The sequence below is a fragment of the Micromonospora phytophila genome, assembly GCF_023656545.1.
Taxonomy (GTDB): domain Bacteria; phylum Actinomycetota; class Actinomycetes; order Mycobacteriales; family Micromonosporaceae; genus Micromonospora; species Micromonospora phytophila.
In genome coordinates this window covers 1-8,709 of the sequence record NZ_JAMOKF010000239.1, presented here as the reverse complement: position 1 = coordinate 8,709, position 8,709 = coordinate 1, and the positions used below count along the sequence as shown (strand labels likewise).

Genomic DNA, 8,709 nt, shown 5'->3' with positions numbered 1-8,709 from the left:
TGACCGTGTCGTCGCCCCCAGCGTGGCACAGGCGGGCGACAACCGGTGCCCCGGGCGGGCCGTGTCGGTCCACGATGGAATCAGGCCGGCGTCATCCGACGTCCCGCGTCACGCCGGAACTCGCCGGGGCGTAGAGGGCGGCCAGGTCGGCGGCGGTGGCGGCGAGTCGCTCGCGCAGCGCGGCCGGGGTCAGCACCTCGACGTCCGCGCCGAGCCGCAGCAGGTCGCCGTGGGCGTGGGTGAGCGACTCGATGGGGATCACCGCGGTCACCCAGCCGGCGTCGTCCGGCGGGCCGGCGCTCGCGTCGACGGCGGCGGCCACCAGCTCGGTGGCGACCTCCCTGAGGCGCTGCCGGCCCCTGGGCGAGAGCCGGACGGTCGCGTCGTCGCGGTGCAGCCCGGCGCGGAACCGCACCACGTGCTCCCGCCACCAGACGGGCAGGTCGAACGACGCCGGCCGGGCGAACTCCTCGTCCAGGGTGGTCAGCGACAGGATCTGGTTCACCCGGTAGGTGGCCGGGCCGTCCCGCCCGGGCCGGCCGGCCACCGCGTACCACCGGCCGCCCTTGAGGACCAGGCCGTACGGTTCCATCGTCCGGTCGACCTCCCCGCGCCAGCTGCGGTAGCGCACCCGGACGCGGCGTTGCCGCCAGACCGCCTCCGCCACCTCCGCGAGGTGCGGCGAGGCGTCGCCGTCGGCGTACCAGCTGGGGGTGTCGAGGTGGAAGCGCTGCTGGAGCTGCGTGGCGCGGTCGGCCAGCTCGGGCGGGAGCGCGGCGTGCAGCTTGAGCTGAAGGGCGGCGACGACGGCGCCGTAGCCCAGCTCGGCGGCGGGCCCGGGCAGGCCGGCCAGGAAGAGCCGCTCGGCCTCCTCGGTGGTCAGCCCGGTCAACCGGGTGCGCCAGCCCTCGACCAGTTGGTAGCCCCCGGCGTGCCCGGCCTCGCCGTAGAGCGGGACGCCCGCGGCGTGCAGCGCCTCGACGTCGCGGTAGACGGTGCGGGTGGAGACCTCCAGCCGCTCGGCGAGCTGCGCGGCCGTCATCCGCCCCCGGGTCTGCAGCAGCAGCAGGAGGGAGAGGAGTCGGCTGGCCCGCACTCTGCTGACAGTAGCTGTCAGTGGAGCGGCTGTACCGTCCCGGCATGGCTTTCCGAGACAAGGAACTGCGGGTGCCGGAACCGATCACCCTCGCCGGACGCAGGATCAAGCGCTACCACATCGACCAGCCGGAACGCCGACTCGAAGCCGAGGTGCAGCGGGCGGCGTACGACTTCCTGCCGCGCCTGCTCCCGCCCGCCGGCGAGGACGGGACCCCCGCCGGCAGCTGGGTGGTGCTGCACCGCGGGGCGGACACCGGGGCGTACCTGCTGGCCTGGATCCGGCACGTCCTCGCCCCCGACCGGCCCGACCTCGACGGCTGGGTCGCCGACACCCGCGCCGAGGGGCCGGTGGGAAGCTGATGGGCGACTTCGACTTCCTGGTCGGTTCCTGGCACGTGGCCAACCGGCGACTGCGCAAGCGGCACGTCGGCAGCGACGAATGGGACGAGTTCCCCGGCTTCTCCGTGGCCCGCAGCTTCTTCGACGGCGCCGGCAGCTTCGACGAGATCACCTTTCCCACCAGGGGGTTCTCCGGCGCGACCGTACGGACCTTCGACCCGGCGAACGGAACCTGGTCGATCTACTGGATGAACAGTTCGCGTGGGGTGCTGGAGCTGCCGCCGATGGTCGGCCGGTTCGTCGACGGCGTGGGCACCTTCTTCGCCGACGACGTCGACGAGGGCCGGCCGATCCGGTGCCGGTTCCTCTGGTCGGCGGTCACCGCGACCTCCTGCCGCTGGGAACAGGCCTTCTCCATCGACGGCGAACGCAGCTGGGAAACCAACTGGATCATGGAGTTCACCCGGGCGGAAACCGGCTCAACCCGCTGAGTCCGGCTTCCGGGCGGCGACCTCACCTCCGGTCGCCGCCCCGAGCCGCCGGCTCAGACGGCGGCCGGCCGGAGCTGGTGCGGCATGTCCCAACCCTGGGCGAGCCGGGACGGATGCATGTTCCGCCCGCCACCGAAGAACTCGCAGAACTTCATGATCAGCGGGTCCCAACCCACCGGGTCCACATAGCTCGTCCCGGGGATGACCAGGTCCTCCTCGACGTGCGCGCGCAGCACCTCCACCTCGAACGCGGTGGCCTGCGCGGTGGCGCCGCCGAACGGGTGGGTCGAGACGACCCGGCATTCGAGCTGGACCGGGCACTGCGCGACGCGGGGCGCCCGGACCAGTTCCGACGCCTGCGCGGTCAGCCCGGCCAGCGCGAACTTGTCCGGCTCGTAGCGGTAGCCCTGCGCGGCCTTGTGCGCCGGCACCTCCGGCTTGCCGGTGGTCAGCGCTATCCGGTCGACCGCGTCGACCATCGCCGACGACGGCAGGTTGAGCACGCACTCGCGCTCGCGCCGCAGGTTCGCGGTCGTCTGTCCGCTGTTTCCGAGACCGAGCATCGCGTGCTGCCCCAGCCACCACGCCGACGACATCGGGGCGAGGTTCGCCGTGCCGTCCGGGTTGCGCGAGCTGACCAGCACCACCGGAGTCCCGAAGTAGAGCACCTTGAGACCGGGAACCACGTGCATGCGTTCGCCTTCCACCGAGAGCGCGACCGTGCGTCGCGCCGCCCGTCTCGACTCTGCGCGACCCGCCCGGCCGGTGCTGGCGGCGATCGGACGTCGCGTTGTCGGGGCTGGCACCTCCTCGTGTCTCAGCGACCGCGTCGCTGTGCGTGCGGTCATGGCGGCCAACCGACCAGGCAGGGCTTGGGGCAGTTCCGCCGCGCGACGCGCATGTTCGTCGGCCAAGTAGCCGACACCTCGCCCGGCCGTGAGGACAGCTTCGACCTGGCCGAGCCGCGTTCGAAATGGCGGGCTGTGGTCAGGTGGTGGGTCTGGCGGCGGGGTCGTGAGCGGCTTGGAACAGCTCGATCAGGTTGCCGGCGGGGTCGGCGAGCAGGATCTGCCGCCCGCCGGGCCCGGAGACCGGCTCGCTGCGGAACGCCAGCCCCGCGCCACGGAGTCGGTCGATCTCGGCGTCCAGGTCGTCGACGACCAGGTGGATGCGGTTGCGGCCGGGGGTGGTGGCGTCGGTGGGGGTGGCGCGGGCGCCGGAACTGGGGGGTCCGGACAGCAGCAGTCGCAGCGGGCCGCGGACCACGTCGGCGAAGGCGGGTGCGGCGCTGGTGTTCAGTTGGAAGCCGAGGTGGGTGGTGTAGAAGTCGACGGCGGCCTGGACGTCGTCGACGAGGTAGCGGACGCTGGCGTACTGGTCGGGCGCGGTCACGGCTCAACCTCCTTCGGGTTGGTGGTGGCGAGGACGGGTAGCAGATGCCGAACGCGGGTCTCGATGTCGGCAGCGGTTCGGGTGAAGGCGAAGTAGCTGGCCTGTTCGCTGTTGCCCGCCGCGGTGGGGTCGGGAACACTCCAGTGCAGCAGGCGGGGATGGTCACCGAACTCGAGGCAGACCTCGCGGGCCTTGTCACACAGGGTGATCACGAAGTCGAACCGGCGGCCGGTAAGCGTGTCCAGGTGCCGCGGGTGCTGAGCGGCGACATCGACGCCGAAGTGCTCCTGCAGCACCCGCAGCGTGTGGGGATGCAGCCGCGGTCTGGGGCGGCTTCCGGCGCTCATCACCTTCGCGCGGCCGGCGGTGTGCTGGCGTAGCAGGGCCTCGGCGATCGGTGAGCGTGCGCTGTTGCCCGTGCATACGAACAGCACCGTGCGGCGGGGTAGTCGCCGGGGGTGGACCGGGGAGGCCGGTGTGGTGCTGTCCAGCCGCAGGGCCGGGTGCAGGGCGGTGCCGGCGCCGGCGAGCGCGTGGGCGCAGCGGTCCAGGTCCAGGTGGTAGTAGCTGTCGCGGCCGTCGAAGCTGCTGCGGGTGGCCGTGACCAGCCCGCCGTCGCGCAGCAGCCGCAGGTGGTAGGAGACCAGGTTCTGCGGCTGGCCGACCAGTGTGACCAGTTCGCGGACCCGCAGGTCGCTGTGGGCGAGTTCGGCCAGCAGTTGCCAGCGCAGCGGGTGCCCGGCCAGGCGTACGAACGCTGGGGCGGCTTGCCTCGATGCGGCCACGACTCGGACGATACATCAAGTCAGTTTGATGTACCTCCGAGTCGCGCGCTGCGGCCGTCGACCGGATGCTCGCCCGGCTCGACGCCGAACTGGTCGCCGCGCGGCGGCGTCAGGCCGGTGGGGGAGTGCTGCTGCGGTAGATCGCGGCCAGCCAGACGTCGAGCAGCACGTCGACCACGTCCCGCTCGGCGACGGCCGGTCCGTCGCCGGCGAAGGTGGCGTACCAGACGCGCTCGTTCATCGAATTCAGCGCGATGGCCAGATCCCGGGCGGGCAGGCCGTCCGGTGCCGCGCCGCGCCGCCGCTCGGCCCCGATCGCCGTCTCGATGGCGTGCACCCAGCGCTCCAGCACGGCCGCCCAGAGCTGGCGCACCTCGGCGTTGGTGCCGCGCACCTGGGCGCAGGCCAGCACCACCGCCCGGTGCGCGCCGAACGTCTCGTGGAACCGGTCGATCAGCTCCCGCCAGCGGGCCCGGGGATCCTCGGCGAGCCGGTCCAGCACGTCCCCGGCGGCCGCGTCGGCCTCCTCGGTGACCCGGTCCAGCAGCGTCAGCAGCACCGCGTCCTTGGACGGGAAGTAGAAGTAGAAGGTGGGCCGCGAGATGCCCGCGCCGCGGGCCAGGTCGTCGATGGAGATGTCGGCGAACGCCCGCTGCCGCAGCAGCCGCTCGGCGCTGGCGAGGATGGCCAGCTCACGGTCGTCCCCGGCGGACCGCGCCGCGCGGCGTCCGCGCGGGGTGGAGGTCCCGGTGGCCGTACGGGCGGGCGTCATGAACGCCGATGTTACAACCGGATCGACAAGGTGTCGATTGCAGTCGACAGGGTGTTGACTGACGTCGACGCCGGTGGATAGTGTCCGGAGTCACATTGTCGGACGGGAGATGAGATGGCCACCGACCACGTCGACGTGCTCATCGTGGGTGCCGGCCTCTCCGGCGTCGGCGCCGCCTGCCACCTGCGGCGCAACTGTCCAGAGAAGACGTACGCGGTGCTGGAGGCCCGAGGGGCGATCGGCGGCACCTGGGACCTGTTCCGCTACCCCGGCATCCGGTCGGACTCCGACATGTTCACCCTGGGCTACTCGTTCAAGCCGTGGACCGACCCGAAGGCCATCGCCGACGGCGACGCGATCCGCGCCTACGTCCGGGAGACCGCCGCCGAGTACGGCGTGACCGAGCACATCCGCTTCCACCACCGGGTCGTGCGCGCCGAGTGGGACAGCGAGCGGGCCCGTTGGACGGTCCACGCCCACCGCGACGAAACCGGCGAGCCGGTCGAGCTGACCTGCTCGTTCCTCTTCACCTGCTCCGGCTACTACCGCTACGACGCCGGCTACACCCCGCAGTTCCCCGGTACCGAGCGGTTCGCCGGGCAGATCGTGCACCCGCAGCACTGGCCGGCCGACTTCGACCACACCGGCAAGCGGGTGGTGGTGATCGGCAGCGGCGCCACCGCGGTGACCCTGGTGCCGGCGATGGCCGAGCGCGCCGCCCACGTGACGATGCTGCAACGCTCACCCACGTACGTCATGGCGCTGCCCTCGCGCGACGTGCTCGCCGACGCGCTGCGACGCTGGCTGCCGGCGAAGGCCGCGTATCCCGTGGTGCGGTGGAAGAACGTCCTGCTCGCCACCGCCAACTTCCAGCTCAGCCGCCGCGCCCCCGGCGTGGTCAGGAAGCTGCTCCGCCGGGCCGCCAAGGGCCGCCTCCCGGTCGGCTACGACGTCGACCGGCACTTCTCGCCCCGCTACAACCCGTGGGACCAGCGGCTCTGCATCGTGCCCGACGGCGACCTCTTCACGGCCCTGCACCAGGGCCGCGCCTCCGTGGTGACCGACACCGTCGACACCTTCACGGAGAAGGGCATCCGGCTGGCCTCCGGCGAGGAGTTGGCGGCCGACGTCGTCGTCACCGCCACCGGGCTCAACCTGCTCGCCCTCGGCGGCATGACGCTGAGCGTCGACGGCGTGGACGTCGACCTCGCGGACACCGTCGCCTACAAGGGCATGATGCTCTCCGGGGTGCCGAACTTCGCCATGACCATCGGATACACCAACGCCTCCTGGACGCTCAAGGCCGACCTGGTCGCCACCTACGTCTGCCGGCTGCTGCGCCACCTGGACCGCACCGGCCAGCAGATCGTCACCCCGCTGCCGCCGCCCGGCGGCGGGGTGGTGCCGATCATTGACCTGACCGCCGGCTACGTGCTGCGCAGCGTCGACGCGCTGCCCAAGCAGGGCGCCCGGGCACCGTGGCGGCTGTACCAGAACTACACCCGGGACGTGCTGCTGATGCGGCACGGCCGACTGACCGACGAGGGCGTGCGGTTCACCCGGGCCGGCACGTCGGAGAGGAGCAGCGTCCGTGCGTAGATTCGTCTTCGCGGCCGGCACCGCCGTGGTCACCGGGGCCGCCAGCGGCATCGGGGAGGCCCTGGCACACGGGCTCGCCCGCCGGGGCAGCGACCTGGTCCTGCTGGACCGGGACGCCGAGCGGCTCGACGCCGTGGTGGCGTCGATCCGCGCCGCGCACCCCGACCGGCAGCTCAGCACGTACGTCGTCGACCTCGCCGACGCCGCCGCCACGGCCCGGGTGGCCGAGGAGCTGCGGCGGCGCCATCCTGAGATCCGGTTGCTGGTCAACAACGCCGGGGTGGCGCTGGGCGGCCGGTTCGACCAGGTGACCCTGGACGAGTTCAACTGGGTCGTCGACATCAACTTCCGGGCCGTGGTGCAGTTGACCCACGCGCTGCTGCCGACGCTCAAGGCCGCACCCGGCGCACACCTGGTCAACGTCTCCAGCCTCTTCGGCCTCATCGCCCCCGCCGGCCAGGCCGCCTACTCGGCCAGCAAGTTCGCCGTCCGCGGCTTCACCGAGGCGCTGCGCCACGAGCTGGCCGACGACGGCGTCGGCGTCACCTCGGTGCACCCCGGGGGCATCCGCACCCGCATCGCGCAGAACGCGCGGATCGGCAGCGGTGTCTCCGTCGAGGAGTACGAGACCGGCCGCGAGCAGTTCGAGAAGCTGCTCTCCATCGACCCGGCGAAGGCCGCCGAGGTGATCCTGCGCGGGGTGGAACGCCGTCGGGGCCGGGTGCTGATCGGCTGGTCGGCGAAGCTGCCCGACCTGCTCGCCCGGATCGCGCCGGCCTCGTACCACCGGATCCTCGTCACCGGGCTCAACCGCGGCGCGAGCGACCCGGCCCGCAACGCCACCGCCGCGTCGACGCCCTCACCGCAACGGCAACCCGAGGCGGCCCCGGCGGTCGACCCGGCCGGGAAGCCGGCGTGAGCGCCCCGGCACCACGCCGCCGGCACGTCACCGTCGACGGCCGGCGGATCTGCCACCGCGTCGACGGCGACGGGCCCCCTGTGCTGCTGCTGCACGGCATCAGCCGCACCCTGCGCGACTTCACCGAACTGCACGAGCAGCTCGCCGAGCGGTTCCGGGTGCACAGCGTCGACCTGCCCGGCTACGGCGGCTCGCTGCCGATGGCCGGGCCGCACACGCTGCCGGGGCTGGCCGGGTTTGTCGGCCGTTACCTCGACGCGGTCGGCGTGCACGAGCCGGCGCACCTGGTCGGCAACTCCCTCGGCGGCGCGATCGCCATGCGCCTCGCCGTGACCGAGCCGGCCCGGGTGGCCAGCCTCGCGCTGGTCAACCCCGCCGGCTTCGGGCGGGAGGTGACCGTCGCGCTGCGGCTGCTCGCGCTGCGCCCGCTGGGTCGGCTGCTGCTGCGGCCCAGTCGGTGGGCCGCCCGCCGCGCCGAGCTGTCCCTCTTCCACGACCCGGCCTTCGCCACCGCCGAGCGCGTCGCGCACGCCCTTGAGGTGGCCCGCCAGCCGTACGCCGCCCGGGTGATGCTGGAGACCGCCCGCAACCTCGGCACCTTCCGGGGCGTACGCCCGCAGTGGCGGGAGGAGCTGCTGGCCGAGCTGGAGCGGCTCGACATCCCCACCATGATCGTCTGGGGAGACCGGGACCTGATCCTGCCGGCGGCGCACCTGGAGGCCGCCCGGGCGCGGCTGCCCCGGGCCCGCACCCACCTGTTCCGCGACTGCGGGCACATGCCGCAGATCGAGTGCGCCGAGGAGTTCCACCGCCTGCTCGTCGACTTCTGGTCCACGACCGGCGGCCCGACCGCCACCGACCCGGCGGCGGGCGCCGGCACCGACCCGGCCGCGGGTACCGGGGCCGACCCGGGCGCCGGCGCGGTTCCCGGTGTCGGCGGTGCCGGTGGAACCGACGCGGACGGCGGGGAGGACCGGTCCCGGATGGCGGAGGCCGGCTGACCGGTCACGGCGGCCTGCGCCACCGCCACCACGAAACAGAGGTCGAAGAAGAGTTCCAGCGGCGTCGCCGCCCGGTGCTCCTCGTCCCGGCGGCGGGCCCTCATCGGGCGGTACCACGGCCCGTAGCGCACGGGTCGTGGTCACCGGGTCACCATAGGCGGGTCCGCGGGCGCCCCGGGGTCAGTTCGCCGTGGTCAGCGCCTCCGCCCGGCCCGGCGTCGGCGGCGCCTGCAGGCCCGCGTCGCACCGTTCCGGCGTGCGCAGGGCCGCCTCCACCTGCGCCGGCAACCGACGCCGCCGGCGCAGCGCCCAG

Annotated in this window: 10 protein-coding genes; 5 read left to right on the top strand and 5 right to left on the bottom strand. The window is 73.3% G+C overall.

Annotation, left to right across the window (positions count from 1 at the left end; translation table 11 throughout):
- Positions 1-91: 91 nt before the first annotated feature.
- Positions 92-1,096, bottom strand: coding sequence for a helix-turn-helix transcriptional regulator (locus NCC78_RS22945; RefSeq protein WP_250796964.1), 1,005 nt, complete (start codon positions 1,094-1,096; stop codon positions 92-94).
- 44 nt (positions 1,097-1,140) lie between these two features.
- Between NCC78_RS22945 and NCC78_RS22940 the strand changes: the two genes are divergently transcribed.
- Together NCC78_RS22940 and NCC78_RS22935 are read left to right on the top strand one after the other, a co-directional pair.
- The gene (locus NCC78_RS22940) at positions 1,141-1,458 is read left to right on the top strand and encodes a hypothetical protein (protein ID WP_250796963.1); all 318 of its coding nucleotides are present in this window, start codon (positions 1,141-1,143) and stop codon (positions 1,456-1,458) included.
- Complete coding sequence (locus NCC78_RS22935; protein ID WP_250796962.1) at positions 1,458-1,928, top strand: hypothetical protein; 471 nt, start codon at positions 1,458-1,460, stop codon at positions 1,926-1,928. The genes NCC78_RS22940 and NCC78_RS22935 overlap by 1 nt, the downstream gene beginning before the upstream one ends.
- A gap of 53 nt (positions 1,929-1,981) precedes the next feature.
- Here NCC78_RS22935 and NCC78_RS22930 read toward each other — a convergent pair whose 3' ends face one another.
- The 4 genes from NCC78_RS22930 to NCC78_RS22910 form a co-directional block, all read right to left on the bottom strand.
- The gene (locus tag NCC78_RS22930) at positions 1,982-2,620 is read right to left on the bottom strand and encodes a flavin reductase family protein (RefSeq protein ID WP_250796961.1); all 639 of its coding nucleotides are present in this window, start codon (positions 2,618-2,620) and stop codon (positions 1,982-1,984) included.
- 295 nt (positions 2,621-2,915) lie between these two features.
- Entirely contained in the window at positions 2,916-3,320 is a 405-nt protein-coding gene (locus tag NCC78_RS22925; RefSeq protein WP_250796960.1) for a VOC family protein, read from the bottom strand.
- Positions 3,317-4,105 carry an arsenate reductase/protein-tyrosine-phosphatase family protein gene (locus tag NCC78_RS32110; RefSeq protein ID WP_284706346.1) on the bottom strand — a complete coding sequence of 263 codons (789 nt, stop codon included), beginning with the start codon at positions 4,103-4,105 and terminating at the stop codon, positions 3,317-3,319. The genes NCC78_RS22925 and NCC78_RS32110 overlap by 4 nt, the downstream gene beginning before the upstream one ends.
- A 109-nt stretch (positions 4,106-4,214) precedes the next feature.
- Positions 4,215-4,877 carry a TetR/AcrR family transcriptional regulator gene (locus NCC78_RS22910; protein ID WP_250796958.1) on the bottom strand — a complete coding sequence of 221 codons (663 nt, stop codon included), beginning with the start codon at positions 4,875-4,877 and terminating at the stop codon, positions 4,215-4,217.
- Positions 4,878-4,991: 114 nt separating this feature from the next.
- Between NCC78_RS22910 and NCC78_RS22905 the strand changes: the two genes are divergently transcribed.
- The 3 genes from NCC78_RS22905 to NCC78_RS22895 are packed head-to-tail and all read left to right on the top strand — an operon-like array spanning position 4,992 to position 8,396.
- Positions 4,992-6,476 carry a flavin-containing monooxygenase gene (locus NCC78_RS22905; protein ID WP_250796957.1) on the top strand — a complete coding sequence of 495 codons (1,485 nt, stop codon included), beginning with the start codon at positions 4,992-4,994 and terminating at the stop codon, positions 6,474-6,476.
- Positions 6,469-7,395: an SDR family NAD(P)-dependent oxidoreductase gene (locus tag NCC78_RS22900; RefSeq protein WP_250796956.1), complete on the top strand. Its 927-nt coding sequence runs from the start codon at positions 6,469-6,471 to the stop codon at positions 7,393-7,395. The genes NCC78_RS22905 and NCC78_RS22900 overlap by 8 nt, the downstream gene beginning before the upstream one ends.
- Positions 7,392-8,396 (top strand): alpha/beta fold hydrolase, encoded by a 1,005-nt coding sequence (locus NCC78_RS22895; RefSeq protein WP_250796955.1) that lies wholly within the window; start codon positions 7,392-7,394, stop codon positions 8,394-8,396. The genes NCC78_RS22900 and NCC78_RS22895 overlap by 4 nt, the downstream gene beginning before the upstream one ends.
- Positions 8,397-8,709: the final 313 nt, after the last annotated feature.